Raw genomic sequence first — 26085 nt, 5'->3', positions numbered from 1 at the left:
AAGTGCCGCAGTTTATCAACTGACGGCTCGCAGCGCCTTACCGCTGAAGTATCCCAGTGCGTTTTCGGTCACTTGGCCAACGATTCGCTGGCGCGCTTCGCGGCTACCCCAGGCGTTGTGCGGGGTGACGATCAGGCGCGGAATGTCGTTGGCCAGCAGCGGATTGCCGTTGATGGGAGGCTCGACGCTCAGCACGTCCGTAGCGGCGCCGCCCAGATGACCGTTGCGCAGGGCGTCGGCCAGTGCCTGTTCGTCGATCAAGCCACCGCGTGCGGTATTGACTACAAATGCACCGGGTTTCATCGAGGCCAGTTCACGAGCGCCGATGAAGTGGCGAGTGTGCTCGTTGAGCGGGCAGTGCAGGGTCAGGGCATCGACCTGTGGCAACAGTTCATCCAGCGGCAAGCGGTCCGGCCGGGTAGGGCGTCCGGGAACTTGCCCCAGCAGAACGCGCATGCCGAAGGCTTCAGCCAGCCGTGCGACCGCGCCACCCAGTTCCCCGTGACCCAGCAGGCCAAGGGTTTTGCCTTCGAGTTCGACAATCGGGTAGTCCAGCAGACAGAACTGTTTGGCCTGCTGCCAGCGGCCAGCGCCGACGGCTTTTTGATAATCGGCCAGGCGCGTGGCCAGATTGAGCAGCAGCATGATCGTGTGCTGCGCCACCGACGGCGTGCCGTAGCCCTGGCAGTTGCATACGGTAATCCCGTGGGCGCGGGCGGCGGCGAGGTCGACATTATTGGTGCCGGTGGCGGTGATCAGGATCAGCTTGAGATCAGGGCTGGCGGCCATGGCGGCGGCGTCGATGACAATTTTGTTGCTGATGGCGACGGTGGCGCCCTTGAGGTGTTCGACGACTTGATCGGGCAAGGTCTGGGCGAACAGCTGCAATTCGCTGAAACAACTGCGCAGCGGGTTGAGGTCAAGGTCGCCAAGGTCCAGGGACGGGTGGTCGAGGAAAACGGCGCGGCGAGTGTTCGTCATCAACTGTACCTTTTGTGCAATGAACTGAAGGCGTAATCTGCCGAGCCTACCAGATGAAATAAATAGTTACGCTTGGCCTAAAGGAGCCCCCATGTACTGGACAGAGTTCTTGACCGTTGCCCTGATTCACCTGCTGGCCGTGGCCAGTCCCGGCCCGGACTTTGCCGTGGTGGTGCGTGAGAGTGTTACCCACGGTCGCCGCGCGGGCACCTGGACCGCGCTGGGTGTGGGGACGGCAATTTTCGTGCACGTGGGTTATTCGCTGTTGGGTATCGGCCTGATCGTGTCCCAGTCGATCGTGCTGTTCAATGCCTTGAAATGGGCCGCTGCCGCTTATTTGCTGTACATCGGTTACAAGGCACTGCGCGCGCAACCGGCCAAGCCTGTGGCGGACGATCTGCACAAGGAAGCCGGCGAGCGCACGGCCCGTGGTGCCTTCACCTCAGGTTTCGTCACCAACGGTCTCAATCCGAAAGCCACGCTGTTCTTCCTCTCGCTGTTCACCGTGGTGATCAACCCGCACACACCACTGGCCGTGCAGGCCGGTTACGGGGTTTACCTGGCGGTGGCGACAGCGGGCTGGTTCTGCCTGGTGGCGATGTTGTTCAGCCAGCAGCGCGTACGGGCCGGTTTCGCCCGCATGGGCCACTGGTTCGACCGGACCATGGGCGCGGTGCTGATTGCGATTGGCGTGAAGCTGGCTTTTACCGAGATGCATTGATTCGTAGGAGCTGCCGCAATCACCAAACCTCTGTGAGAGCTGGCGCAACGCCAGTATTCATGCGGTTCTGCAAATCATTCCTTTGGCTGATTTGGCTGGCGTTCAAGGGCACTACAGTGCGTACTTTCAGTCACGACCGTGCAGTCAGATTAAAGGGATTATTATGTTGCAGACTCGCGTTATCCCCCCGGCCGAAGGCGCTTACCAGTACCCGCTGTTGATCAAACGGCTGCTGATGTCTGGTGCCCGTTATGAGAAAACCCGCGAGATCATCTACCGCGACAAGTTGCGCTACAGCTACCCGACCCTGATCGAACGGGTGGCCCGTCTGGCCAACGTGCTGACAGCGGCCGGGGTCAAGCCCGGGGATGCCGTAGGTGTGATGGACTGGGACAGCCATCGTTACCTGGAATGCATGTTCGCCATCCCGATGATCGGTGCGGTGATCCATACCATCAACGTGCGCCTGTCGCCGGAACAGATCCTCTACACCATGAACCACGCCGAGGACCGCTTCGTGCTGGTCAACAGCGAGTTCGTGGGGCTCTACAAGGCTATCGAAGGGAATCTGACCACGGTCGACAAAACCCTGTTGCTGACTGACCTGCCGGAAAAAACCGCGGACCTGCCAAATCTCGTAGGCGAATACGAACAACTGCTGGCCGCGGCGAGCCCGCAGTACGACTTCGAGGATTTCGACGAAAACTCGGTCGCGACCACGTTCTATACCACCGGTACCACCGGTAACCCCAAGGGCGTGTACTTCACCCATCGGCAACTGGTGCTGCACACCATGGGCGTGTCGACCATCATGGGCGCGATCGATAGCGTGCGTCTGCTGGGTACCAACGACGTGTACATGCCGATCACCCCGATGTTCCACGTCCACGCCTGGGGCTTGCCGTATGTGGCGACCATGCTCGGGCTCAAGCAGGTGTACCCCGGCCGCTATGACCCGGAATACCTGGTGGAGTTGTGGCGCAAGGAGAAGGTCACGTTCTCCCATTGCGTGCCGACCATCTTGCAGATGGTCCTCAATGCCAAGGCTGCGCAGAACGTCGACTTTGGCGGCTGGAAAATCGTTATCGGCGGCAGTGCCCTGAACCGCACGCTGTACGAGGCGGCGAAGGTCAAAGGCATTCAGTTGACCGCGGCGTACGGCATGTCGGAAACCGGGCCGCTGGTGTCGTGCGCGCACTTGAACGATGAGCTGATGGCCGGCACCGAAGACGAACGCACCACCTACCGGATCAAGGCTGGCGTGCCGGGGCCGCTGGTGGAGGCGGCGATCGTCGACACCGAGGGTAACTTCCTGCCCGCCGACGGCGAGACCCAGGGTGAGTTGGTGCTACGCGCACCATGGCTGACCGAGGGTTATTTCAACGAGCCGCAGAAGGGCGCCGAGCTCTGGGCCGGCGGCTGGCTGCACACCGGCGACGTGGCGACCCTGGACAGCATGGGCGTGATCGACATTCGTGACCGCATCAAGGACGTGATCAAGACCGGTGGCGAGTGGATCTCCTCCCTTGACCTGGAAGACCTGATCAGCCGTCATGCGGCGGTACGTGAAGTAGCAGTGGTGGGGATCCCCGATCCGCAGTGGGGCGAGCGGCCGTTTGCCCTGCTGGTGCTCCGTGAGGGTCACGCAATCGGGGCCCGGGAACTCAAGGAACACCTCAAGCCGTTTGTGGAACTGGGGCACTTGAGCAAGTGGGCGATTCCGAGCCAGATCGCCCTTGTTACTGAAATTCCCAAGACCAGTGTCGGCAAACTCGACAAGAAGCGCATTCGTGTCGACATCACTGAATGGCAAGCTACCAACAGTACCTTCCTCTCGACGCTTTAAGCGCCTCCCGGTGTGCCCGAAAGGGCACGCCAGCCCCACCAAGCAAGCGCTTGGCTTGTCAAATCGAAATTTTCAGCCATCCTTGCCGTGCCGACGGGTGTCGGACTGGCGAAAGGACTGTTCCAGAGTGGCTGGCAGCTGCAAATCACACTTTAGAGGGATCAAGCACAACTACCTGCTGGCTATAGTCCGCTCAAGGATTTTTAAGAACGGAGCAACCGCACGAACCGGGGCGATGCAACTTTGGAATGACTTTGGGATGCCATGGCTCCCGGTTATCCACAGCGTTTTTAGAAGTGCTCATGCCATAAAAATAAAATGCACATGGAGTAGCGTCGATGACATCAGTAAACCAGTTCTGGCGCCGGGCGAAGCTGCCCCTGGCTGTCAGTCTTGCCTCTACGCTCGCCGGGCCAGCATTCGGCGTCAGTTTCAACGTAGGTGAAATCGAAGGTCAGTTCGACTCATCCCTGTCGATTGGTGCCAGCTGGTCTACCGAACAGCCGAACAAGAACCTCATCGGTGTCAACAACGGCGGCAAGGGTTTGTCCCAGACCTCTGATGACGGTCACCTGAACTTCAAGAGCGGGGAAACCTTCTCGAAGATCTTCAAGGGCATCCATGACCTTGAACTGAAATACGGCGATACCGGTGTTTTCGTCCGTGGCAAATACTGGTACGACTTTGAACTGAAAGACGAAAGCCGTCCGTTTAAGGACATCAGTGACGACGGCCGCAAGGAAGGCGCCAAGTCCGCTGGCACTCAACTCCTCGACGCCTTCGTCTACCACAACTACTCCATTGCCGATCAGCCAGGTTCCGTGCGTCTGGGCAAGCAGGTCGTGAGCTGGGGTGAAAGTACCTTCATCGGTGGTGGCATCAACTCGATCAACCCGATCGACGTGTCCGCGTTCCGCCGTCCGGGTGCCGAGATCAAGGAAGGCCTGATCCCGGTCAACATGTTCTATGTGTCCCAGAGCCTGACCGAAAACCTCTCGGCCGAAGCGTTCTATCAAATTGAATGGGACCAGACCGTCGTCGACAACTGCGGCACGTTCTTCTCCCAGCCGGACATCGTTGCCGACGGCTGCGACAACAACCTGCGCGTGCTGAACAAACGCTCGCAAATTCCGGCCATTGCCTTGGGGCCTCTGGCCGCCAACGGCGTTGACGTCAACGAAGAGGGTGTTCTGGTGCGCCGTGGCCCCGATCGCGATGCCCGCGACAGCGGTCAGTGGGGTGCGTCCTTCAAGTATATGTTCGATCCGCTGGACACCGAGTTCGGCGCCTACTTCATGAATTACCACAGCCGTGCGCCGATCTTCAGCGCCACCGGTGCGCCGCAGTCGGTCTACAACACTGCAGCGGGACTTCCAGGCCCGTTCGCGGCACTCGGGCCACTGCTGGTGGCAGGTAATTCGCAGTACTTCATCGAATACCCCGAGGACATTCGCCTGTATGGCTTGAGCTTCTCCACCACCCTGCCTACCGGTACGGCGTGGAGCGGTGAGATCAGCTACCGTCCGAACGCTCCAGTGCAGCTCAACTCCACCGACATCCTGTTCTCTGGTGTCCGTCCTTTGGGCAATAACAACCCGAACAATCCGTTGACCAATGCATCGCTGCTTACCGGCGTTCCAGGTCAAGACCTGCATGGGTATCGTCGCAAGGAAATCACCCAGTTCCAGACCACCCTGACGCACTTCTTCGACCAGGTCATGGGCGCCAGCCGTCTGACCCTGGTGGGTGAAGTGGGCGTGACCCATGTTGGCGGCCTGGAAAGCACTTCCGACGTTCGTTATGGCCGCGATCCGGTCTACGGCCCGGGTGAGTTGCCAGCCTCTGGCGCGCTCGATACCTGCGTGGCGCTCAACACCAGCACCATCAACGGTGCCGGCCCGGGTACGCCGACCAACAACCGCAGCCGCAACTGCACCGACGAAGGCTTCACCACCCCGACTTCGTGGGGCTACCGCGGTCGCGCCATCTGGGAATACAACGACGTGTTTGCCGGTGTGAACCTCAAGCCGAATGTTGCCTGGTCCCATGACGTGAGCGGTTACTCCCCAGGCCCTGGCGGCAACTTCGAGGAAGGCCGCAAGGCGGTGAGCCTGGGTGTCGACGCCGAGTACCAGAACACCTACACCGCGAGCCTGGCTTACACCAACTTCTTCGACGGCAAGTACACCACCGTGGATGACCGCGACTTCGTTGCGCTCAGCCTCGGCGTGAACTTCTAAGCACAGTATTTTCAGGACGAACGCATAAATGAAAATAACAAAGAGTCTGTTCCACGCCGGTGTTCTGGGTCTTTCGCTGCTGGCGACCAGCGTCATGGCGGCGGTTCCCCAGGCCGAAGCCGACAAGCTAGGCAAGAGCCTGACCCCGATGGGCGCCGAAATGGCGGGTAACGCCGACGGTTCGATTCCGGCCTGGAAACCGATGCCGAAGAATGCCGGCACGGTCGACAGCAAAGGTTTCCTGTCCGATCCGTACGCGGGTGAAAAACCCCTGTTCACCATCACGGCGCAGAACGTCGACCAGTACAAGGCCAAGCTTGCCCCTGGCCAGTACGCGATGTTCAAGCGCTACCCGGAAACCTTCAAGATGCCGGTGTATCCGTCCCACCGCGGTGCCACCGTGCCGGATGACGTGTTCGCCGCCATCAAGCGCAACGCCACCAACACCAACCTGGTGTCCGGCGGTAACGGTCTGGAGAACTTCGAAACGGCGGTGCCGTTCCCGATTCCGAAAAGCGGCGTGGAAGTCATCTGGAACCACATCACCCGCTATCGCGGGGGCAGCGTGACCCGTCTGGTGACCCAGGCGACACCGCAACCGAATGGCTCATATAGCATGGTGTACTTCCAGGACCAGTTCGTGTTCCGCGACAAGATGAAGGATTACGACCCGAAAAACCCGGGCAACATCCTGTTCTACTTCAAGCAGAAAGTAACCGCGCCGGCGCGTCTGGCCGGTGGCGTACTGCTGGTGCACGAAACCCTCGACCAGGTGAAGGAACCGCGTTCGGCGTGGGTCTACAACGCCGGTCAGCGTCGTGTGCGCCGTGCACCGCAAGTGTCCTATGACGGCCCGGGTACCGCGGCCGACGGCCTGCGTACTTCCGACAACCTGGACATGTACAACGGTGCACCGGATCGTTATGACTGGAAGCTCGAAGGCAAGAAAGAGATGTACATCGCCTCCGACAGCTACAAACTCGACTCACCAATGCTCAAGTACGACGACATCATCAAGGCCGGTCATATCAACCAGGACCTGGCGCGTTACGAACTGCGTCGTGTGTGGCATGTGGTTGCAACCCTGAAGGAAGGTCAGCGTCACATCTACGCCAAGCGTGACTTCTACATTGACGAAGACACCTGGCAAGCAGCGGTCATCGATCATTACGACGGTCGCGATCAACTGTGGCGCGTCGCCGAGGCCCATGCCGAGAACTACTACGACAAGCAAGTGCCGTGGTATGCCCTCGAAGCTCTGTATGACCTGCAATCGGGTCGTTACCTGGCGCTGGGCATGAAGAACGAAGAGAAGTCGGCCTATGACTTCGGCTTCCAGGCCACCACCAGCGACTTCACCCCGGCCGCCTTGCGTCAGGATGGTGTTCGCTAAGGTGAACTGAGTAGAGGCCGCACCCTCTGAAAACGCCCCGACTGGTTCGGGGCGTTTTTTTTGTTTGTAGACTTTTTGTAGCCATTTGTAGCAATTACCTTCATTCCCTATCCGTTTACGGCTAGGCTGCGGACATCTGCAACGCCGCCACCCGCAATTCAAACAAGAGCCGGCTATGACTGATTTGTCTACATCCCCAGGTTCTGCAAACGTTGCTGTCGCGACACTCGACGGGCGCTTCTTTCGCCCGCCGTTGCCCGACGGCCATGTGCTGCGTCCACGTTTGTGCGAGCGTCTGAGTGCCGGGCTCGGTGGCAGGTTGCTGCTGGTCAGCGCACCGGCAGGGTTCGGCAAGAGTTCGTTGGCGGTGGAGTTTTGTCAGGGGTTGCCGGCGCACTGGCAAAGTCTCTGGCTAGGGTTGAGCCCGCGAGACAGTGACCCGGGACGTTTTCTCGAGCGCCTGCTGGAAGGCCTCCAGGACTATTTTCCGCACCTGGGCAGGCAATCCCTCGGGTTGTTGAAAATGCGCCAGCGCCATCAGCCGTTCGCATTCGAAGAATGGCTGGACGGCCTGCTCGACGAATTGGCTGAGCACCTGTCCACTGCGACGCCATTGTTGCTGGTGCTGGATGATTACCATCTGGCCCAGGGCCCGGTGCTGGATCGTTGCCTGCAATTTTTCCTCAATCATCTCCCCGATGGCTTGCTGGTGATGGTCACCAGTCGCCAACGTCCCGATTGGCACCTGGCGCGACTGCGGCTGTCGCGGCAACTGCTTGAGTTACATGAACAGGATCTGCGCCTGACCCACGACGAGGCCTTGAGCCTGCTCGATCGGCACAGCAGTTCCTTGCGCGGTGAGGCACTGGAAAACCTGATCCAGCGCAGCGAAGGCTGGGTCGCGGGGTTACGTTTCTGGCTGCTGGCCGCCTCGGAGGCGGGTACCGATGGCGCGCTTCCGCAATCGTTGCACGGCGGGGAAGGGCTGATCCGCGATTACCTGCTCGAAGAGGTCATCGATTGCCTGCCAGCCGAGGTCCAGTCGTTCCTCTATGACACGGCGCCCCAGGAACGTTTTTGCAGCGAACTGTGCGACGCCGTTCGCGACGCCCATGACAGCGGGGAGATCCTGCGCTTCCTGCTCGCCCACCAGGTGTTCCTGGTGCCGCTGGACGAGCATGGCCACTGGTATCGCTATCACCATCTGTTTTCCGATCTGTTGCGCACGCGGCCGACTTCCCAGTCGATGGTGCCGGCCGCCAGCCTGCACCTGCGTGCCTGCCGCTGGTTCAATGCCCAGGGACTGCTCGATGAGGCCGTGGAGCAGGCCTTGCGTGCCGGTCACCTGGACGTCGCGGCGAACCTGGTGCAGAACCTCTCCGAAGAGCAACTGCTGGCCGAGCAGAATGTCGGCATGTTGCTGCGCTGGAAAATGGACTTGCCTGACAGCTTGCTGATCAGCACACCGCGACTGATCGTGCTCTATAGCTGGGCGCTGGGGATGGCTTGCCAACTGGATGCCGCCGAGGAACTGGCCAGCCATTTGAGCCGCTTCCTGCCCGCTCCGTCGGCCACCGCCCAGAAGTCCATGCTGGCTCAATGGTTGGCGTTGAGCGGCATCATTGCCCGTGGGCGCGGCAACCGCGAACTGACGCTGCGGTACTGCCGCGAAGCATTGGAAAGTCTTCCGTCCAAGCGTTACGGCCAGCGCCTGATGTGCCTCTCCACCCTGTCCAACCTGGCCATTGCCGACGGTGATTTGTGGCGGGCGCGGGGACTGAACCGCGAATCGCTGGAGCTGGCGCAACGGGTCGGCAACCCGTTGTTCGAAGCACTGGCGCACTACGACCGCGCGCGGGTGCTGCAAGCGCGCGGGGAAATCTGTCGGGCGCTGGAAGAGGTCCGTCAGGGAATGCAACGCCTGCAGAGCTTGTCTGCGCAACGGCTGTATGCGGTTCGCGCCCGGTTGACCTTGTACGAAGGCTTTTTGCTGGCCCTGCGCATGCAGCCGCAAGCGGCGCGGCTGCGATTGCAGGCCGGTTTGAGCGAGGCGCGCGCCTGTCGCGATATCAGCGTGCTCATCGGCCATTGCGTGATTGCCAGGCTGGAAGGCAGCAGCGGCGAATTCGCCAAAGCTTTTGCCGAACTTGCCGAAGCCGAACGGCTGATGCACATCTGGGACGTGCCGCCGATCTACTACCTGGCCATGATCACTCTGGTCAAATGTGAACTCTGGCTGGCCCAGGGGCGCACCGATCTGGCCGAAGCCTGGCTGGCACGTCTGGGGCAGACCTATAACGGCGAAAACGGGGCAGCACCACCGGAGTTCCACCCGCAATTGCCGCTGCATATCGAATTGCAGCAAGCCTTGCTGGAAGTCATCCAGGGCCAACCGATGCTGGCCGAAGGGCGTTTGAATGCGCTGCTTGAACATGGTCAGCAAAGCGGTCGGCAGATGCTCAGTGCCATGGCGCTGACCCAGAAAGTGGCGTTATTGCTGGGCAGCGGACGGGAACCGGAAGCACGCAAGGCACTGGCTCAGGCGCTGGACGCCGCAGGCGGAGGGGTGCTGCAACCCTTTGAGAGCCTGCTGGCCGAGCACCCGGACTGGCTGCGTGGACAACTTCAACATTGTTCGCCAACCCCTGTTTCCCTGAGCCTCAGTGAAAAACTGCCGGCATTGGTTGCCCGGCCCGGACTGGAATCCTGCGCGACCGCGGAGCAGCTCAGCACCCGGGAAATGGCGGTTCTGCGATTGATCGCACAGGGCTGTTCGAACCAGGAAATCAGCGATCAGCTGTTTATTTCCCTGCACACGGTCAAGACCCACGCCAGCCACATCAACAGCAAGCTCGGGGTCGAGCGGCGTACGCAGGCGGTGGCGCGAGCCAAGGAATTAGGGGTGTTGGGTTAAGGATTTTTCATGTTACCCATCGCGGTCATTGGCTCGCTGCCCAATTGTGCGAAAATCGCTTGTCCCCGTTTATCGAGCAGGCCCCGATGTCCCAGCAACCCACCCTCATACGCGAAACCTTCCCCGTCGGCCCTTTGCAGTGCAACTGCACGATCATCGGTGATCCGGTGACGAAAAAGGCCATCGTCGTCGATCCGGGTGGCAATCATGAACTGATCCTGGCGCGGCTCGACGCCTTGGGTCTGAAAGTGGTCAGCATCATTCACACTCACGCACACCTCGATCATTTCCTGGCTTCCGGTCAACTCAAGGAGAAAACCGGCGCGACCCTGCATCTGCACAAGGAGGACCAGTTTCTGTGGGACAACCTGGAAATGCAGTGCCAGATGTTCGGCGTTCCTTATACCCCGGTGCCGTCCCCGGATCGCTGGCTGGCCGATGATGAAGAACTGGCCTGCGGCTGTGGCGTGGCGCTGCACACGCCAGGTCATACACCGGGCTCCATGAGCTTCTGGTTTTCCGAGGCCAAGTTGCTGATTGCCGGTGATACGCTGTTTCGTCGCGGCGTCGGGCGTACGGATTTGTGGGGCGGCGACCAAGCGACCATTGTGCGCTCGATCAAGCAGCGGCTGTATACCCTCGACGAAGACGCCACCGTAGTGACCGGGCATGGTCCGGATACCCGTCTGGGTGACGAAATGCGCGAGAACCCCTTTGTTCGGGGCTGATTTGTAACATTCGGAATTTTTACCCGTTAACATGATCCAACGCCCGCAAAGGCGGATGCCTTGGTCCGTTGCACCACAGAATGCAAAAAAGTAGGAGCTTTACATGTTCACCACGCGTCGTTTGATTATTCTCGCTACAGCTGTGGCCGTTTTGTCCGGTTGTGCCACGCCTAACCCATACGGCGGTCAGGGCCAGGCTCAGGGCCAGACGGATAGTGGCTCCGAAGGCATGAGCAAGACCGCGAAATACGGTGGCCTCGGCGCTCTGGCCGGTGCACTGGCCGGTGCTGCGATCAACCACGATAACCGTGGCAAGGGCGCACTGATCGGTGCTGCGGTGGTCGGTGCTTCCGCCGCCGGCTACGGCTACTACGCCGATCAGCAAGAGAAAAAGCTGCGCGCCAGCATGGCCAACACCGGTGTTGAAGTGCAGCGCCAGGGCGACCAGATCAAGCTGATCATGCCGGGCAACATCACGTTCGCTACCGATTCGGCGAACATTGCCCCAGGTTTCTATCAGCCGCTGAACAACCTGGCGGGCTCGCTGAAAGAGTTCAACCAGAACCAGATCGAGATCGTCGGCTATACCGACAGCACCGGCAGCCGCCAGCACAACATGGACCTGTCCCAGCGTCGTGCCCAGAGCGTGGCAACTTACCTGACCTCGCAAGGCGTCAGCGGTGCCAACCTGAGCGCTCGCGGTGCCGGTCCGGATAGCCCGGTTGCCAGCAACGGCGACGTCAATGGCCGGGCGCAGAACCGCCGTGTAGAGGTCAACCTCAAGGCGATTCCGGGCCAGCAGTATGGTGGTCAGCAGCAAGGTCAGGTTCAGCAGTACCCATGATCGTCTGATTGAACCCCAGGCGTAAAAAAGCCCGCCCGATTCTAAACAGATCGGGCGGGCTTTTTTGTATCGTCAGTTCTGGCCCCATCGAGGGCAAGCCCGCTCCCACAAGAATCGATGTCGTACACAAAATCTGTATTCAAAGCATAACCCTGTGGGAGCAGGCTTGCCCGCGAAGGGGCCAGTGTGGGCACCGGAGATACAGGATCAGAAACAAAAAAGCCCCCGGACAATCACGTGTCCGGGGGCTTTTTGCTATGCGCGAAAGCTGATTACTTCTTCAGGCCGTAATGCTCATCGAGCATGCCCGGCGCGTTCGGGGCTTTCGGTGCGTAGTCGCGAGGTGGTTCCTGATTGCGTGGCGGCGTCAGGCGTTCCCGTGGAGCCTGTGCTGCATCGGCATGCAGGGAAGCCAGCAGGCGTTGGCGAGTCTGCTCGTCCAGGGCCAGACGGTTGGCGCCCTCGGCGAGATGGTCCTGCACTTCCTGATAGCTCTGAGTCAGTTTCTTGACCAGTGTCGCGGTGCTGTTGAAGTGGGTCACCACCTCGTTCTGATAACTGTCGAAACGTTCCTGAATATCGTCCAGCTGACGCTGCGTACGGCTGGGCGCGGCGTTCGGTGCAACGCGAGCGATCAGGAACCCAATGGCGACACCCACAACCAGGGCAAGAGTCGGTAACAACCAAACTAAGAGCGAGTGTTCCACGAGTCCTTCCTCTATAAACGGCTTTGCTTTACGTTAACGGCTCGAACCTGCGCTGTATACCGCGATTCACTCGCAATAGACAGCCACAGACAATTTGCTAGACGAGTCGACCCGATTCGAGGTCACGGAGTTCCTTCCTTGCTTATGCGTGAAACCCCCGTAGTGATTGATGGCCCGGTCGGGCAATTGGAAGCACTTTACCTGGATAACGAACAGCCGCGCGGCCTGGCGCTGATCTGCCATCCGAACCCGGTGCAGGGCGGCACCATGCTCAACAAAGTGGTTTCGACCCTGCAGCGCACTGCGCGTGATGCCGGTTTGATCACCCTGCGTTTCAACTACCGTGGTGTCGGCGCCAGCGAAGGCACCCACGACATGGGTACCGGTGAAGTCGATGATGCCCAGGCTGTCGCCGAATGGTTTCGCGCCAGACACCCGGAATTGCCGCTGACCCTGTTCGGTTTTTCCTTCGGCGGTTTTGTTGCAGCAAGTCTCGGCGGACGCCTTGAGGCCAGGGGCGAGCAGCTCAAGCACCTGTTCATGGTTGCGCCGGCGGTCATGCGCCTCGGCGATCAGGATCAGCTGCCGCAGCAGGGCGAACTGACCCTGATTCAGCCGGAAACCGACGAAGTGATCGATCCACAAGTCGTTTACCAATGGTCCGACAAGCTCGAACGTCCCCATGAGCTGCTGAAAGTGGCAGAATGCGGACACTTTTTTCATGGCAAGCTGACCGATCTCAAGGATCTGATCCTGCCGCGTCTCTCGAATTGATTGCAGTCTGACAAGCGATTACCCATGACGACTCGTACCCGTATCCTCACCGGCATCACCACCACCGGCACGCCGCACCTGGGCAACTACGCTGGCGCCATCCGCCCGGCGATTGTCGCCAGCCGTGACAGCAATGCCGATTCGTTCTACTTCCTGGCCGACTATCACGCCCTGATCAAGTGCGATGACCCGCTGCGCATCCAGCGCTCGCGTCTGGAAATCGCCGCGACCTGGCTGGCCGGTGGCCTGGATGTCGACCGCGTGACCTTCTACCGCCAGTCCGACATCCCGGAAATCCCCGAACTGACCTGGCTGCTGACTTGCGTCGCCGCCAAGGGCCTGCTCAATCGCGCTCATGCCTACAAGGCTTCGGTGGACAAGAACGTCGAGACCGGCGAAGACCCGGATGCCGGCATCACCATGGGCCTGTACAGCTACCCGGTGCTGATGGCCGCGGACATCCTGATGTTCAATGCGCACAAGGTGCCGGTCGGTCGTGACCAGATCCAGCACGTGGAAATGGCCCGCGACATCGGCCAGCGCTTCAACCACCTGTTTGGCCAGGGCAAAGAGTTCTTCACCATGCCCGAGGCGTTGATCGAAGAGAGCGTCGCCACATTGCCGGGCCTGGATGGCCGCAAGATGTCGAAGAGCTACGACAACACCATTCCGTTGTTCAGCAGTGCCAAAGAGCTGAAGGACGCGATTTCGCGGATCGTCACCGACTCCCGCGCGCCGGGCGAAGCCAAGGATCCGGACAATTCGCACCTGTTCACCCTGTTCCAGGCGTTCGCCACCCCGGCGCAGGCCGACGAGTTCCGCAGCGAACTGTTGCAGGGCCTGGGTTGGGGCGAGGCGAAGAATCGTCTGTTCCAGTTGCTGGACAGCGAACTGGGCGAATCCCGCGAGCGTTATAACCAGTTGATCGAGCGCCCGGCAGATCTGGAAGACATCCTGCAACACGGCGCGAAAAAGGCCCGTTCGGTGGCGACACCGTTCCTCAACGAACTGCGTGAGGCGGTGGGCCTGCGCTCCTTCGTTGCCCAGACTCAAGTGGCTGCGACCACCAAGAAGAAAGCCGTGAAGGCTGCACGTTTTGTCAGCTTCCGTGAAGACGACGGCAGTTTCCGCTTCCGTCTGCTGGCGGCCGATGGCGAACAACTGCTGCTGTCGCGCAACTTCGCCGACGGTAAAGCCGCCGGGCAAGTGACCAAGCAGCTGCAAGCGGGCCAGGATCTGGACGTGCGCAGTGAAGACCTGGGCTTCAGCGTCTGGCTGGAAGGCGAGTGCGTTGCTGACAGCCCTGCCTTCGCCGACAGCGCCGCACGCGACGCGGCCATCGAAGCCTTGCGCATTGCCCTGACGCCGGTTCAGGAATAAACAACGGTTCGGTCCGACCAAGGGCCGATTGCCATTCCTCCGGGCCGTCGCTACAGTGTCGGCCCGTTTTTGTTGCCTTGCTAACGAATTATGACGCCCCTAGAACGATATCAAGCTGATCTGAAACGCCCGGAATTCTTCCATGACGCCGCGCAGGAAACTGCCGTACGTCATTTGCAGCGCCTGTACGATGACCTGGTCGCGGCCGAGCAAAACAAGCCAGGCCTGCTGGGCAAGTTGTTTGGCAAGAAGGATCAGACCCCGGTCAAGGGCCTGTATTTCTGGGGCGGCGTAGGTCGCGGCAAGACTTACCTGGTGGACACCTTCTTCGAAGCGCTGCCCTTCAAAGAAAAGACCCGTACGCACTTCCACCGCTTCATGAAGCGCGTGCACGAAGAGATGAAAACCCTGGGCGGCGAGAAAAACCCGCTGACCATTATTGCCAGGCGCTTCGCCACTGAAGCCCGGGTCATCTGCTTCGATGAATTTTTCGTCTCCGACATCACCGACGCCATGATCCTCGGCACCCTGATGGAAGAGCTGTTCAAGAACGGCGTGACCCTGGTCGCGACTTCGAACATCGTGCCGGACGGCCTGTACAAGGACGGCCTGCAACGCGCGCGATTCCTGCCGGCCATTGCGCTGATCAAGCAGAACACCGAGATCGTCAACGTCGACAGCGGCGTCGACTATCGTCTGCGTCACCTCGAACAAGCCGAGCTGTTCCACTATCCACTCGACGAAGCCGCCAACGAAAGCCTGCGCAAGAGCTTCCGTGCACTGACACCGGAATGCACGGCGGCGGTCGAAAATGACGTACTGATGATCGAAAACCGTGAAATTCGTGCCCTGCGCACCTGCGATGACGTGGCCTGGTTCAACTTCCGTGAACTGTGCGACGGCCCGCGCAGCCAGAACGACTACATCGAGCTGGGCAAGATCTTCCACGCCGTGCTGCTCAGCGATGTCGAGCAGATGAGCGTCACCACCGACGACATCGCCCGACGCTTCATCAACATGGTCGACGAGTTCTACGACCGTAACGTGAAGCTGATCATTTCTGCCGAAGTCGAACTCAAGGACCTGTACACCGGCGGTCGCTTGAATTTCGAATTCCAGCGAACCCTCAGCCGACTGCTGGAAATGCAATCCCACGAATTCCTGGCCCGGGCGCACAAGCCGTAGGACGATTCGGAAAATAAAAAAGGCCTGCACATGCAGGCCTTTTTTGTCAGCGAAAATCCTCCGCCCACAGGTTTGTACATTGTTTTGAAGTCAAATGTCCTCGTTGAGATACTGCGCAAGCTCGTGCTGCCGTTGGCAACCAAGCAGCAGCCAAAGCAGAATTCTGGCTTTTCGCGGACATAGAAAACCCGCCATCGATGCCCCCTTGCGGATCAAGTCCATTTCACCACCGCCAAAACCGTAAGAGGCACGTGCGGTGGAGCCGGAGCCGGTTCGGGTCGCAATGATCACGGGGATTCGTTCGGCAATATGCTCAATCATTGTCGCCCAGCGCTGCGAGATGTGGCCGGCACCGAAACCGCCGATCACCAGCCCGTCGTAATCGAGTGCGAGAATATTTTCCAGTAGCAGGGTGTCGGCCGAAAGTGAGGCCTCAAGCAGCGCAACCTTCTGTGTGGTCTGTTGCGGCAACGGTAACACCGTGCGCGGCCCCGGCGGGCGCAGGTAGCGAACACGGTCTTCCAACAGTAGGCCCGCGGGCCCCACGACCGGAGAGGAAAACGCCTGCAATGCCAGCGAATCGGTTTTGCGTACGCTGCACGCTTGATGAATCTGTCCGTTCATCACGACCTGGACACCGCGCTGCCGGCTGTTCTGCGCCAAGGCAACGCGACATGCATCCAGCAGATTGGCCGGTCCATCGGCACCTGGCTGCGCTGCGGAGCGCATGGCACCGGTCAGCACCAAGGGGGTGTCGTAGGGCCACAGGTAATCCAAAAACACCGCGGCTTCTTCGAGGGTGTCGGTGCCCTGGGTTATCACGACCCCAACAGCGCCCTGTTTGACCTGAAACTCAGCCCAGGACAATACGTTCAGCAAAAACTCGAAATCCAGGGACGCACTGGGCAGCAGGCCGAGGGTCTCGACGGTGACTCCGGCCAGTGTCGTCAGTTCCGGTATGGAAGTCAGCAGGGCTTCGCCGCTGACGGTCGGGATGACGCCTTCACCGGCATTGCTCGCTTGCATGCTTACCGTGCCGCCAAGTGCCGCGATGGACAGTTTGGGCAGGACCATGGGATACCTCGCTTGTTTGTAATGAAAAGTGGCTGTATCCGCTTTTGAGGCCGCGATACAGCCGAATGGCTGGGGCATTAATCAGCGATCAGAAAACCGATCAGCGGCACGATCAGCAGTGTGCTGATGGCCATCGACAGTACATTGGCGATGTAGGCGTGCATGTCGGCCGGTAATTTCCTGGCAATCACACAGGCCAGCGGTGGTGCGAGCAATGCCCCGAGCAGGGCACTTGAGACGATAATCTGCCAGCTGCCGCCATAGGCCAGGATCGCCGCGGGCACCACTGAAACCAGCGGGATGTAAGTGGGATACCAGCCGCGCAACATCCATTGTTGACGCCAGATCAGCACGCCGATGGCCGAGGCCAATGCCTGCGCGCCGATAATGTGCAGCAACAGGCCCGATCCGTACGCGGGGCTTGAAGGGTTCAAGCTGTACGCCAGCAATGCACCCAGTATCAGGCCAAGGCTGGCCAGCTCATTGCCGAAGAACGGTGCTTCGGAAAAGTCCGCCAGAATCCGGCGCAGGCTCCAGATGACGCCATAGTCGGGCGCCTTGGCGGTGGCGATTGAGGCGGGTGGCGTTTCTGACGAGCTGGATTTCACCAGGTTCGGCCAATAGCGGCAGAACAGAAACGCCATGACGCTGGCAACCGCCATGCCCAGTACATTGCCAATCACCGCAGGCAAGGCCAGCGGTTGGCACACGTAGTTGACGATCAGCAGGCACATCGGTGTGACGAGTGCGGCGCCCATGAGTGCGCCGTTGATCGTGACCTTCCAGCCTCCGCCAAACATCAGCACCATCGCCGCTGGCAGCGAGACAAATGCTACGAACGTGGGTTGCCAGGTTGTGGCTGTCACCGTCCAGCCCCACAGCAGATTGCTCAGCAGCAGCCCGAGCAACGAACTGGTGACCAGCCAGGGCCAAAGTCCCGTTCCATAGGAGATGGCAAACCCTTGCCAGGATTTCCCCGTTCGATTCGCCCAGTAAGCCAGATAAGCGCCCGCCAGCAGGCCGATCGAGGCGAACTCGTGCTTGTAGAAAGCCACCTCGCTGATGTCACCTAACACCCAACGCAACCAGGCACTCGGTTCGGGTAGCAGCGATACCATGTCGCCGTACCCGGGCCAATGCGCTCCCCAGAAAGTCCGGTTGCTGAAAGAAAGCCAGACGATCAGCAGTGTCGCGCCGATCATTAGCAGGACGACGGCTGTATCAATCGGTGATTTGCGTGATGGTTGGTTTTTGTCGGTTGTAACTTCCATGCGATAGGCCTCCTTATCAACGTGGGAGGCAAGGGTGTTGGGTGTAGCCGAGCATCTGATCGTAAAGATCGGCTCGACGATCGCGATGCAGATCGTTCAGGTTGTTCCAGATGGGCGCACTGCGGGAGCTGGTCAGGTCGACATCGGCAAACAGGATTTCCTGCCTGTCTGCCGAAGCCACGGCGCCAATCGGCCAGCCGTTGGTTCCGGCAATCAGCGAGCAACCCAGGTAGCGCGCGCCGCGCTCCTCGCCGATCCGGCTGGCGGCAGCGATAAACACGTTGTTGACGTGAGCGGCGGTCATCGTCAGATAAGACGCCATGCACTTACCGGCATCGTCGAACAGCGGCGGCGGTGTCCAGACCCAGTTGTTCAGGCTGCAAATGATGTCCGCGCCTTGCTGGGCGAGGATCCGCGGCACCTCCGGGAACCAGATGTCCCAGCAGATCAACAGCCCGATGCGGCCGATTGGTGTGTCGAAAACCGGGAAACCCAGGTCGCCGGGGGTGAACCAGAGCTTCTCCAGATTCCACAAATGGGCTTTGCGGTATTTGCCGATAAAACCGTCTGGTCCCACCAGAACGCCGGTGTTGAAGAGTCGCATGCCGTCGCGTTCTGCCAGGCCGGCCACGAGGTAAACGTTGTGTTCGCGGGCGAAGCCGATCCAGCACTGCACGCTTGGCCCGTCGGGAACCGCTTCTGCATGGGCGAAGGCATCCTGCCGATTGCTGAAGAAATAGCCGGTATTGGAAAGCTCGGGCAGAACGATGAGATTCGCACCGCCGTTTACCGCTTCAAGCGCCAATTCCAGGCTGCGACGCAGATTACCTGCACAGTTCTCGATGCCGACTTGTGGATCGAATTGCACGACTGCTACACGAACAGGGCTTGTTGGCTCAGTCATTCCGTCTTTCCTCTATTTATTGTTTTTCAAGCTGTTAAATGGCGTGTTTATAAGAGGGGAGTCAGGAATGGGGCGTAAGTCAGCTACTTCCGTTTAGGTCGTAGTCCTTGTCCTAAAATGGATCAGTGTGATGTTTGATGGCAGTGGGTAGCTGGCGCGAGAGGTAGAGCCATGTATTGCGTGCATGGCTCTGGAACGGGGATGTGATCAGATTTTGAGTTGGTAGTGCGGGTAGTCACTCAAGGAAAATCCGCCATTGAAGGTCGCGGCAGTTTTGTTGCAGATATGAATCACTGCATCGACAGCACCGCGAAAACATGGCTCCGTCCAACCGGCATCGACGGAAAATGACTCGCCGGACAAATACAAGCCAGATACATGAGCAAAGTCCCGGTTGTACTTCATCAGGCTGACGGCATCGTAGTAGGTGCCCGGTCGGTAAAGCTTGGCACAGCCCAGAGCATTTTTATCAGTGATCCAACGCTGAACCACCGCTTGATCAATGCCGATGTAGGGAGAGATTTTTTCCTGGACGTTGGCAGAGTTCATGAGTATGCGATCCAGCTCTTCGGCGCATTTTGATACCAGCTCCTTATCGCTGAATGAGGCGAGCTTGGTTGCGTCATCTTCCCAGGTATAACTCAGCAGGATGCAGTCATAGCTGTAGTTGTCGTTGTAGCGGTAGGTATATACATCGTGGATAAAACTGTCGGTTACGATGGCTTGCGGGATGTTTTTGTTTTTCGAGAGAAATGATTTTTTCAGCGGTGCAAACACTTTGCAGCTAGTTTCCCAGTGTGCGGTTTTGTAGGCGTTAATCGTCTCGAAAGGCAGCATCTCCCGGGTGAAATTTTCGAGCTTGATTCGAGTTTCAATCAGCCAGGAGGGTAGTGTCATGATGACCGAGTCAAAGTCATCAAATTGCTCCTGGATTTGCTCGGGTTGACTGTGTTTCCAGTTGTAATAGACGCGTATTTTTTGATTGGTCAGCTTTTCCAGTTTTGTGACGGATGAGTCGGTGAGAAGCCCATTGCTTCTTTCGAGGCAATGTTCGTAGATGGACTTTCCGGTTTCGTCGGTTTTCACAAACAGCAGGCATTCGTCCAAAGCGGCGAGGCCGATGTAGCGGGGCTTGTCGAAACTCTGCCCCATTGAGTCAAAAACGGCTTCGCTATTCAGGTAGGGCGAATCCAGTGGATCGCCGTTTGAGTCCACTCGACCATGGATCAGTTGCAATTGGCTGCTGAAACCGAAAATCGCGGTACGCAGAGGGTAGAGGCAGCAGACGTCGTAAAAAGCTCCCCAGCTACCGTCACCTATACCTATCGCGTAAAAAATTGCGGACTCTTGCGCAGACATTCCCATTCCGCCGAAATCCCCGGGTGAGCGGCCATCCCAAGCTTCCAGTGCTGGCATGCTGACCAGGTCGCGGAACGAGACACTCTCGTATTTTTCAACGATAGAAGCCCATATGGCTTCCCATTCCTGGCTCGCATAGAGCTCAGCAACGTGGCGGGTCATGCGATCGGCAAAAGCTTTCCACTTGGAATAAACCTTTTGCAATTCATCGCCGGGAGGCGGTGTGACGCCGTCTTCATTTTTCCATATCAACATTTGCGGCGCCGATCCGCCGCCCATGCTGCCCTCCCGGAGATAGATGCCTGTCGAGTTAACCCATTGGCTACCGGGGTTGGCGAAGTCTGAAAACGCCAATTCAAATTGATTGGCGTAGTAAGCCATCAGCGACCGACCTTCTGTCGGTGACTCATCTGCCCGGTTGAAGAAGGGCATGCGCATGGCGCCCATTTCAAACGGTGTATGGCTTGTTGCCGAGTTTCGGCTACCGGGAACGGTCAGATGCCTGCCGCCGATGCGTCTGGATTGTTCGATGAGAGTGATATGGGTAAAGCCGCAGCGATAGAGTTCTCTGGCGGCGGTCAGGCCTGTGACGCCGGCGCCGATGATGCAGATTTTATGTTGCGGGTCAGTTGCCCTGGCGATGCCGTTTTCCTGTTCTACCAGTGCACGATAGTCAAAGCACAAATCCGGCGGATTGGGAAAGCGAGCCGCCCATTTGTTTTTAGCCGAGCGCTTTGTTCGGGCGGCCTCCTTGGCGATGTATGAAGGGTAGTTGTAGCTTGATCCGATAGTCATGTTTGATCTTCCCTGATGGTTTTGCAGGGAAGATGTTGAAGTTTTTAAGGGGCTGCGTCTGTGGGTAGGGTTGGGTTCTCCGGCGCTCTGTATTCCGCTTTTTGCGTAGGAAAATGCACAGCGAAAGAACTGCGTGGCCGGCGCAAGATTCTGTGTGGAAGCGAGCAGGCTCGCTACCACATTCGGTTGGTGTTCGGCTACGCAGCCTGCTGAAACTGCTGCCGATACTGGTTCGGCGACAGTTCGGTGTGCTGACGGAACAGTCGGGCGAAGAAGCTCGCATCGTCATAGCCAACTTCATAGCTGATGGTCTTGATGCTCTTGCGGCTGCCGGACAGCAAGCCCTTGGCGGTTTCGATGCGCAGGCGTTGCAGGTAATGCAGTGGTTTGTCACCGGTGGCGGTCTGGAAGCGGCGCATGAAGTTGCGGATGCTCATGCCGTGTTCGCGGGCGACGTCTTCGAAGCGGAACTTGTCGGCGAAGTGATCTTCGAGCCAGTGCTGGATCTGCAGGATGATCACGTCCTGGTGCAGCTTCTGGCCACCAAAACCGATACGTCCTGGCGAGTAGCTGCGCTGCACCTCATACAGAATGTCCCGCGCTACGGCCTGGGACACATTGGCACCGCAGAAGCGCTCGATCAGGTAAATGTACAAATCGCACGCCGAGGTAGTGCCGCCGGCACAGTACAGGTTGTCGGCGTCGGTCAGGTGCTTGTCCTGATTGAGTTGAACCTGGGGGAAGCGTTCGGCGAAGGCATTGAAGAAGCGCCAGTAGGTGGTCGCTTCCTTGCCATTGAGCAGCCCGGCTTCGGCCAGCCAGAAAACACCGGTGGCCTCGCCGCACAGTACGGCGCCGCGCGCATGTTGCTGGCGCAACCAGGGCAGGACTTGCGGGTAACGCTTGCAGAGGCTGTCGAAATCGTCCCAGAACGCGGGAAGAACGATGATGTCGGCGTTTTCCAGCCCGCCATCCACCGGAATCATCACATCGCTGAAGGTGTTGACCGGCTTGCCGTCGGGGCTGACCAGGCGGGTTTCGAACGCCGGTGTCAGGCCCTGGCCCAGCTGTTTGCCGTAGCGCAGGCTGGCGAGGTGGAAGAAATCCTTGGCTTGCATGAGGGTGGAGGCGAAAACCCGGTCGATGGCCAGGATGCTGACGCGCCGCAGGGGCGTGGAGGCTTGGTTAGACATAATTCAACTTTATTTTTATAGGGGGAAGTGGTCACCAGACGGCTGGATCGTCTTATTTTTTGTCGGATGTGTCCAGTGTCCTGTATCGGAAGCGAGGCTTAGGCTCTGAAGGTCAATTCCTTCTAATAACAAAGAAAAGGTGCCGCATGATCCCCAGAACCCTGTTCAGTTCCGAGCACGAGCTTTTCCGCGACAGCGTGCGGACGTTCCTCGAAAAAGAGGCGGTGCCGTTCCATGGGCAATGGGAAAAACAGGGCTATATCGACCGCAAGCTGTGGAACAAGGCAGGGGAGGCGGGGATGCTTTGCTCGCACTTGCCGGAAGAGTACGGCGGCCTGGGGGCGGACTTTCTCTACAGTGCGGTGGTGATCGAAGAAGTGGGGCGACTGGGCCTGACTGGCATCGGTTTTTCCCTGCACTCGGACATCGTGGCGCCCTACATCCTGCATTACGGCAGTGAGGCGCTGAAGTATAAATACCTGCCGAAACTGGTGTCCGGCGAGATGGTTACCGCGATCGCCATGACCGAACCGGGCGCTGGTTCCGATCTGCAGGGGGTGAAAACCACGGCCGTGCTCGATGGCGATGAGTACGTGATCAACGGCTCCAAGACCTTCATCACCAACGGCTACCTGGCCGATCTGGTGATCGTCGTCGCCAAGACCGATCCGAAGGCCGGCGCGAAGGGCACCAGTCTGTTTCTGGTGGAGGCCAATACGCCGGGCTTCGACAAGGGCAAGCGTCTGGAAAAGGTCGGGATGAAAGCCCAGGACACCTCGGAGCTGTTCTTCCAGGACGTGCGTGTGCCCAAGGAAAACCTGCTGGGCCAGGCCGGGATGGGCTTTGCCTACCTGATGCAGGAATTGCCCCAGGAACGCCTCACCGTGGCCATTGGCGGGCTGGCTTCAGCTGAAGCGGCGCTGCAATGGACGCTGGACTACACCCGCGAGCGCAAGGCGTTCGGCAAGTCGATCGCGGATTTCCAGAATACCCGGTTCAAGCTGGCGGAGATGGCCACGGAAATCCAGATCGGCCGCGTCTTCGTCGACCGTTGCCTGGAACTGCACCTGCAAGGCAAGCTCGACGTGCCGACAGCGGCGATGGCCAAGTACTGGGGCACCGACCTGCAATGCAAGGTGCTCGACGAGTGTGTGCAGTTGCACGGTGGTTACGGGTTCATGTGGGAGTACCCGATTGCCCGGGCGTGGGCGGATGCGCGGGTACAGCGGATCTATGCTGGCACCAATGAAATCATGAAGGAGATTATTGCGCGGTCGCTTTGATTGGAGCTGACCGGGCGGACGCCATCGCGGGCAAGCCCGCTCCCACAGGTACAGTGTATTCCTTGTGGGAGCGGGCTTGCCCGCGATGGGGCCTATGAATCAATCAAGGCGCCGGATTCGGGTGATCCTTGTGAATTTCCTCGATCCCTTCCAGTACCTCTTCCGACAATTTCAGATCAAAACTGGCGATGTTGCTCTCCAGTTGCTCCATCGTCGTCGCGCCAATGATGTTGCTGGTCACGAACGGCTGATGCGTCACAAACGCAAGGGCCATTTGCGCCGGGTCCAGGCCGTGTTCGCGAGCCAGAGCCACATAACGGCTGCAGGCTGCTTCCGACTGCGGGTTGAAATAGCGGCTGAAGCGGCTGTAGAGGCTCAGGCGACCTTTTGGCGGGCGGGCGCCACCTTCGTATTTGCCTGACAGGAAACCGAACGCCAGCGGCGAGTAGGCGAGCAGGCCGCATTGCTCGCGGATGGCGATTTCCGCCAGGCCGACTTCGAAGCTGCGATTGAGCAGGTTGTACGGGTTCTGGATCGATACGGCGCGCGGCCAGCCTCGGGCTTCGGCCAGGGCCAGGAAGCGCATGGTGCCCCATGGTGTCTCGTTGGACAGGCCGATGTGGCGGATCTTGCCGGCGCGGACCTGCTCGTCCAGCGCTTCGAGGGTGTCTTCCAGCGGGGTCAGGTTGGCTTCGATCTTGTGCTTGTAGCCCAGCTGTCCGAAAAAGTTGGTGCTGCGCTCCGGCCAGTGCAGCTGGTACAGGTCGATGTAATCGGTCTGCAGGCGCTGGAGGCTGGCGTCCACGGCCTCGGTGATGTGCTGGCGGTTGTGGCGCAGGTTTTTATCGCGGATGTAGTCGATGGTGTTGCCGGGGCCGGCGATCTTGCTTGCGAGGATCCAGTCGGCGCGGTCGCCGCGGCTTTTGAAGTAATTGCCGATGTAGCGTTCGGTGGTGGCGTAGGTTTCGGCCTTGGGTGGCACCGGGTACATCTCGGCGGTGTCGATGAAGTTGATCCCGGCACTCTTGGCCCGCTCAATCTGGGCGAAGGCGTCTGCCTCGCTGTTTTGCTCGCCCCAGGTCATGGTTCCGAGGCAGAGGGCACTCACGTTCAGATTGGTTCGGCCTAGCTGGCGATAGTCCATCGGGTGCTCCTTGGGCAAAACAATCATAAAAGCAGGTTGAATTATTTTTCGCAATCTGCATAATTGCGCACCTCTTTCTGCAGTGGAAGTGATGCGCCGCCGCCGAAGAATCTTGCCGTTGAACGGACGCGCCGACCCGAGCCCCCGAAAGCGTCTGTATCCGGCTGCCTTTGACTTGTCAAAGTACGCACTATTCAGTAAGATCCGCCGTCTAATTTACAGGGCGGCCCCTGAGGCTATAAAGAATGAAAACTTTTACTGCTAAACCGGAAACAGTAAAGCGCGACTGGTTTGTCGTCGACGCTGCTGGTCAGACCCTGGGTCGTCTGGCCACCGAAATCGCGAGCCGTCTGCGTGGCAAGCACAAGCCTGAGTACACTCCTCACGTTGACACCGGCGACTACATCGTCGTAATCAACGCTGAGCAGATCCGTGTTACCGGTGCTAAAACCACTGACAAAATGTACTACTCCCACTCCGGTTTCCCGGGCGGCATCAAGTCGATCAACTTTGAAAAGCTGATCGCCAAGGCCCCTGAGCGCGTGATCGAGACCGCGGTCAAAGGCATGCTGCCTAAGAACCCGCTGGGTCGCGACATGTACCGTAAGCTGAAAGTCTATGCGGGCGCTGCACACCCACATACTGCTCAGCAGCCCCAAGAACTGAAGTTTTAACGGAATAGTACATTATGTCGGCGACTCAAAATTACGGCACTGGCCGTCGCAAGACCGCAACCGCACGCGTTTTCCTGCGTCCGGGTACTGGTAACATCTCCATCAACAACCGTTCGCTGGATAATTTCTTCGGCCGCGAAACTGCCCGCATGGTAGTTCGTCAGCCGCTGGAATTGACTGAGACTGTCGAGAAGTTCGACATCTACGTCACCGTGATCGGCGGTGGTGTGAGTGGTCAGGCTGGCGCAATCCGCCACGGCATCACTCGTGCTCTGATGGACTACGACGAGACTCTGCGCAGCGCCCTGCGTAAAGCCGGCTTCGTAACCCGCGATGCTCGTGAAGTTGAACGTAAGAAAGTCGGTCTGCGTAAAGCGCGTAAGCGTCCGCAGTACTCGAAGCGTTAATTCGCTTTCACGTTCAAAAAAGAACGCCCAGTTTCCTCACGGAGCTGGGCGTTTTTTTGTGTCTGCGATTTATCAAAGAATTGCGCTGTGACAACTTGCCACATCCGCAGACGCCCTATACTACAAGGCTTGGGGGTGATGGGCTCCGGTAATTACCTTGTCAGAATTGGGGCTTTTCATTACCATTCGGCAAAATTTTTATAAGTACATAGTTTTACTTAGTAGATGCCTGATTTAACAGGCCACAAAGCTGATGGGAGAGGACTGA

The 26085-nt window shown here is 58.9% G+C and carries 21 protein-coding genes; 13 read left to right on the top strand and 8 right to left on the bottom strand.

Going from position 1 to position 26085, the window contains the following annotated elements; genetic code table 11:
- Positions 1–15 precede the first annotated feature (15 nt).
- Positions 16–981, bottom strand: a complete 966-nt coding sequence (locus AC1D1M_RS20575) for a 2-hydroxyacid dehydrogenase (RefSeq protein ID WP_477777031.1) — start codon at positions 979–981, stop codon at positions 16–18.
- A 91-nt stretch (positions 982–1072) separates the two neighbouring features.
- On the opposite strand from AC1D1M_RS20575, the gene AC1D1M_RS20570 reads away from it, so the two are divergent.
- From AC1D1M_RS20570 to AC1D1M_RS20540, 7 genes are all read left to right on the top strand, one after another.
- A complete protein-coding gene (locus tag AC1D1M_RS20570; protein ID WP_477777030.1) occupies positions 1073–1702 on the top strand; it encodes a LysE family translocator in 630 nt (209 codons plus the stop codon).
- Between the two features lie 163 nt (positions 1703–1865).
- Positions 1866–3548, top strand: coding sequence for a fatty acid--CoA ligase (locus AC1D1M_RS20565; protein ID WP_477777029.1), 1683 nt, complete (start codon positions 1866–1868; stop codon positions 3546–3548).
- A gap of 338 nt (positions 3549–3886) precedes the next feature.
- Entirely contained in the window at positions 3887–5788 is a 1902-nt protein-coding gene (locus AC1D1M_RS20560; RefSeq protein WP_477777028.1) for a DUF1302 domain-containing protein, read from the top strand.
- A 28-nt stretch (positions 5789–5816) separates the two neighbouring features.
- Positions 5817–7181, top strand: coding sequence for a DUF1329 domain-containing protein (locus tag AC1D1M_RS20555; RefSeq protein ID WP_477777027.1), 1365 nt, complete (start codon positions 5817–5819; stop codon positions 7179–7181).
- Between the two features lie 175 nt (positions 7182–7356).
- On the top strand, positions 7357–10095 hold the full coding sequence (locus AC1D1M_RS20550; protein WP_477777026.1) for a winged helix-turn-helix domain-containing protein: 2739 nt from the start codon (positions 7357–7359) through the stop codon (positions 10093–10095).
- A gap of 86 nt (positions 10096–10181) precedes the next feature.
- Entirely contained in the window at positions 10182–10823 is a 642-nt protein-coding gene (locus tag AC1D1M_RS20545) for an MBL fold metallo-hydrolase (RefSeq protein ID WP_057713346.1), read from the top strand.
- A gap of 103 nt (positions 10824–10926) precedes the next feature.
- Positions 10927–11667 carry a YiaD family glycine zipper/OmpA-like lipoprotein gene (locus tag AC1D1M_RS20540; protein WP_477777025.1) on the top strand — a complete coding sequence of 247 codons (741 nt, stop codon included), beginning with the start codon at positions 10927–10929 and terminating at the stop codon, positions 11665–11667.
- Between the two features lie 272 nt (positions 11668–11939).
- Here the strand turns inward: AC1D1M_RS20540 and AC1D1M_RS20535 are convergent, their stop codons facing one another.
- Positions 11940–12374: a Z-ring associated ZapG family protein gene (locus AC1D1M_RS20535; protein ID WP_007989833.1), complete on the bottom strand. Its 435-nt coding sequence runs from the start codon at positions 12372–12374 to the stop codon at positions 11940–11942.
- 144 nt (positions 12375–12518) lie between these two features.
- On the opposite strand from AC1D1M_RS20535, the gene AC1D1M_RS20530 reads away from it, so the two are divergent.
- The 3 genes from AC1D1M_RS20530 to zapE all read left to right on the top strand — a co-directional run bounded on the left by AC1D1M_RS20530 (position 12519) and on the right by zapE (position 15713).
- The gene (locus AC1D1M_RS20530; protein ID WP_477777024.1) at positions 12519–13148 is read left to right on the top strand and encodes an alpha/beta hydrolase; all 630 of its coding nucleotides are present in this window, start codon (positions 12519–12521) and stop codon (positions 13146–13148) included.
- 24 nt (positions 13149–13172) lie between these two features.
- Complete coding sequence (locus tag AC1D1M_RS20525) at positions 13173–14528, top strand: tryptophan--tRNA ligase (RefSeq protein WP_477777023.1); 1356 nt, start codon at positions 13173–13175, stop codon at positions 14526–14528.
- Between the two features lie 90 nt (positions 14529–14618).
- Positions 14619–15713, top strand: coding sequence for a cell division protein ZapE (zapE, locus tag AC1D1M_RS20520; protein WP_477777022.1), 1095 nt, complete (start codon positions 14619–14621; stop codon positions 15711–15713).
- A 90-nt stretch (positions 15714–15803) separates the two neighbouring features.
- Here zapE and AC1D1M_RS20515 read toward each other — a convergent pair whose 3' ends face one another.
- The 5 genes from AC1D1M_RS20515 to AC1D1M_RS20495 all read right to left on the bottom strand — a co-directional run bounded on the left by AC1D1M_RS20515 (position 15804) and on the right by AC1D1M_RS20495 (position 22234).
- A complete protein-coding gene (locus AC1D1M_RS20515; RefSeq protein ID WP_477777021.1) occupies positions 15804–16787 on the bottom strand; it encodes an asparaginase in 984 nt (327 codons plus the stop codon).
- A gap of 77 nt (positions 16788–16864) precedes the next feature.
- Positions 16865–18058, bottom strand: a complete 1194-nt coding sequence (locus AC1D1M_RS20510; protein ID WP_477777020.1) for a hypothetical protein — start codon at positions 18056–18058, stop codon at positions 16865–16867.
- A 16-nt stretch (positions 18059–18074) separates the two neighbouring features.
- Positions 18075–18962, bottom strand: a complete 888-nt coding sequence (locus AC1D1M_RS20505) for a nitrilase family protein (protein WP_477777019.1) — start codon at positions 18960–18962, stop codon at positions 18075–18077.
- 207 nt (positions 18963–19169) lie between these two features.
- Entirely contained in the window at positions 19170–21116 is a 1947-nt protein-coding gene (locus AC1D1M_RS20500; RefSeq protein WP_477777018.1) for a flavin monoamine oxidase family protein, read from the bottom strand.
- Between the two features lie 197 nt (positions 21117–21313).
- Positions 21314–22234: a GlxA family transcriptional regulator gene (locus tag AC1D1M_RS20495; RefSeq protein WP_177336483.1), complete on the bottom strand. Its 921-nt coding sequence runs from the start codon at positions 22232–22234 to the stop codon at positions 21314–21316.
- A gap of 221 nt (positions 22235–22455) precedes the next feature.
- Between AC1D1M_RS20495 and AC1D1M_RS20490 the strand changes: the two genes are divergently transcribed.
- Positions 22456–23592 carry an acyl-CoA dehydrogenase family protein gene (locus AC1D1M_RS20490; protein WP_477777017.1) on the top strand — a complete coding sequence of 379 codons (1137 nt, stop codon included), beginning with the start codon at positions 22456–22458 and terminating at the stop codon, positions 23590–23592.
- Between the two features lie 103 nt (positions 23593–23695).
- On the opposite strand, the gene AC1D1M_RS20485 is transcribed toward AC1D1M_RS20490, so the two are convergent.
- Positions 23696–24736, bottom strand: a complete 1041-nt coding sequence (locus AC1D1M_RS20485) for an NADP(H)-dependent aldo-keto reductase (protein WP_477777016.1) — start codon at positions 24734–24736, stop codon at positions 23696–23698.
- Between the two features lie 245 nt (positions 24737–24981).
- Between AC1D1M_RS20485 and rplM the strand changes: the two genes are divergently transcribed.
- Entirely contained in the window at positions 24982–25410 is a 429-nt protein-coding gene (gene rplM / locus AC1D1M_RS20480) for a 50S ribosomal protein L13 (RefSeq protein WP_007917032.1), read from the top strand.
- Positions 25411–25424: 14 nt separating this feature from the next.
- Positions 25425–25817: a 30S ribosomal protein S9 gene (gene rpsI, locus AC1D1M_RS20475; RefSeq protein WP_003228056.1), complete on the top strand. Its 393-nt coding sequence runs from the start codon at positions 25425–25427 to the stop codon at positions 25815–25817.
- Positions 25818–26085 lie beyond the last annotated feature (268 nt).

Source organism: Pseudomonas sp. P1_F7 (genome assembly GCF_056405655.1).
The sequence above is the reverse complement of the archived record's forward strand: the minus strand, read 5'-3'. Positions and strand labels throughout refer to the sequence as shown.

What these genes read in the sequence shown, in the direction of transcription:
- AC1D1M_RS20575 (WP_477777031.1), bottom strand. Translation starts at nt 981, where the DNA reads ATGACGAACACTCGCCGCGCCGTTTTCCTCGACCACCCGTCCCTGGAC.
- AC1D1M_RS20570 (WP_477777030.1), top strand. Translation starts at nt 1,073, where the DNA reads ATGTACTGGACAGAGTTCTTGACCGTTGCCCTGATTCACCTGCTGGCC.
- AC1D1M_RS20565 (WP_477777029.1), top strand. Translation starts at nt 1,866, where the DNA reads ATGTTGCAGACTCGCGTTATCCCCCCGGCCGAAGGCGCTTACCAGTAC.
- AC1D1M_RS20560 (WP_477777028.1), top strand. Translation starts at nt 3,887, where the DNA reads ATGACATCAGTAAACCAGTTCTGGCGCCGGGCGAAGCTGCCCCTGGCT.
- AC1D1M_RS20555 (WP_477777027.1), top strand. Translation starts at nt 5,817, where the DNA reads ATGAAAATAACAAAGAGTCTGTTCCACGCCGGTGTTCTGGGTCTTTCG.
- AC1D1M_RS20550 (WP_477777026.1), top strand. Translation starts at nt 7,357, where the DNA reads ATGACTGATTTGTCTACATCCCCAGGTTCTGCAAACGTTGCTGTCGCG.
- AC1D1M_RS20545 (WP_057713346.1), top strand. Translation starts at nt 10,182, where the DNA reads ATGTCCCAGCAACCCACCCTCATACGCGAAACCTTCCCCGTCGGCCCT.
- AC1D1M_RS20540 (WP_477777025.1), top strand. Translation starts at nt 10,927, where the DNA reads ATGTTCACCACGCGTCGTTTGATTATTCTCGCTACAGCTGTGGCCGTT.
- AC1D1M_RS20530 (WP_477777024.1), top strand. Translation starts at nt 12,519, where the DNA reads ATGCGTGAAACCCCCGTAGTGATTGATGGCCCGGTCGGGCAATTGGAA.
- AC1D1M_RS20525 (WP_477777023.1), top strand. Translation starts at nt 13,173, where the DNA reads ATGACGACTCGTACCCGTATCCTCACCGGCATCACCACCACCGGCACG.
- zapE (WP_477777022.1), top strand. Translation starts at nt 14,619, where the DNA reads ATGACGCCCCTAGAACGATATCAAGCTGATCTGAAACGCCCGGAATTC.
- AC1D1M_RS20515 (WP_477777021.1), bottom strand. Translation starts at nt 16,787, where the DNA reads ATGGTCCTGCCCAAACTGTCCATCGCGGCACTTGGCGGCACGGTAAGC.
- AC1D1M_RS20510 (WP_477777020.1), bottom strand. Translation starts at nt 18,058, where the DNA reads ATGGAAGTTACAACCGACAAAAACCAACCATCACGCAAATCACCGATT.
- AC1D1M_RS20505 (WP_477777019.1), bottom strand. Translation starts at nt 18,962, where the DNA reads ATGACTGAGCCAACAAGCCCTGTTCGTGTAGCAGTCGTGCAATTCGAT.
- AC1D1M_RS20500 (WP_477777018.1), bottom strand. Translation starts at nt 21,116, where the DNA reads ATGACTATCGGATCAAGCTACAACTACCCTTCATACATCGCCAAGGAG.
- AC1D1M_RS20495 (WP_177336483.1), bottom strand. Translation starts at nt 22,234, where the DNA reads ATGCAAGCCAAGGATTTCTTCCACCTCGCCAGCCTGCGCTACGGCAAA.
- AC1D1M_RS20490 (WP_477777017.1), top strand. Translation starts at nt 22,456, where the DNA reads ATGATCCCCAGAACCCTGTTCAGTTCCGAGCACGAGCTTTTCCGCGAC.
- AC1D1M_RS20485 (WP_477777016.1), bottom strand. Translation starts at nt 24,736, where the DNA reads ATGGACTATCGCCAGCTAGGCCGAACCAATCTGAACGTGAGTGCCCTC.
- rplM (WP_007917032.1), top strand. Translation starts at nt 24,982, where the DNA reads ATGAAAACTTTTACTGCTAAACCGGAAACAGTAAAGCGCGACTGGTTT.
- rpsI (WP_003228056.1), top strand. Translation starts at nt 25,425, where the DNA reads ATGTCGGCGACTCAAAATTACGGCACTGGCCGTCGCAAGACCGCAACC.